Origin of the sequence: Streptomyces nanshensis, assembly GCF_001751255.1 — a bacterium.
GTDB lineage: Bacteria > Actinomycetota > Actinomycetes > Streptomycetales > Streptomycetaceae > Streptomyces > Streptomyces nanshensis_A.
In genome coordinates this window covers 1-1,079 of record NZ_LJGW01000530.1, presented here as the reverse complement: position 1 = coordinate 1,079, position 1,079 = coordinate 1, and the positions used below count along the sequence as shown (strand labels likewise).

Here is a 1,079-nt window from a genome sequence, read left to right as displayed (position 1 = left end):
CGGCACCGTCGCGACCCAGGCGGGGGAGCGCGCCCCGCTGCACGGGCCCGTCGTCGCCGGTGACCCCGCGTACCGCCCGATGGCCCTCGTCCGCGCCATGCTGCTCCGTGCGCTCGCCGGGAACGCGGTCATCGCCGGGCCCGCGGGCGGCAGTTGCGCCGCCTGCACCGGCCTGGCCGCGGCCCTGTCCGTGCGGGAGGGACTGCCGCTGACCCTGCTGAGCGGAGTGGACCGGGAGGCGGCGTCCGGACAGATACGGGCGCACGGCCCGTACGGCCCCAACGACCCGTACTTCTCTGACGACTTGACCGACGCGCCCGGACTGTCCGATTCGCCCGGCGGCTGCTGGGGAGTGTGGGACAGCGCGGACCGGGACGCCCTCCCGGCCCTGCTCGGCGGCCGGTCCGCCGCCTGGCCGCGTCCCGGCACGGGGACGCGATGGGTCGTACGGCGCTCGCTGCTGAGCGCGTTCCTGGAGGCGTATCTGCCCGCCGTCCGTGCCGCGCGCTTCGGTCATCCGCTGGCCGTCGCCTCGCCCCAAGACCCCCTGCCCGACTTGGACTTCGGCCCCCTGCGCAGCGCCGCCGCCGCCGGGGAGCTGGCCGCCGCCGTACGGGACGCCCTCGACCGCGGAGCCGAACCGCTCCACCAGGGCGCCCTGGCGGACGGGCACTTGCTGCCGGGGCAGGACACCTCCGCGTATCTCGCGCCGACGGCGCTGCTGTGCCCGCCCGCGCTCGCCGCCGACGTACGCACCGTGCGCGGGGGAGGGGTGTACGGGCCCGTCGACTGGGTCGTGCCCGTCGAGACCGAGGCCGAACTGCTCGCCGAGACGGCGGACGGACGCCGTACCGCCGAAGGCGCCCCGCAACGCACCGCCGCACCCAACTCCGTGCCCAACTCCGTGCCCAACTTTGCGCACAGTGACCGTACTTCGGACGAACGACCGGACGGTCCGGAGGAGCCGCGCCCTCGTGGCCAGGGCTCCGGACGGGCCGTCACGTGTGCGCCCGCCCTTCGGGGGAAGGAGAGTGATTCCCGAAGACGGCGGCCTGACCAACCGCCTGAGCGGGCGGCCC

Annotated in this window: 1 protein-coding gene; it reads left to right on the top strand. The window is 76.1% G+C overall.

The features are described 5' to 3' along the window. A partial coding sequence (locus tag AN218_RS29545) for an aldehyde dehydrogenase family protein (protein ID WP_141747745.1) occupies positions 1-1,079 on the top strand: 1,079 nt, incomplete at both ends.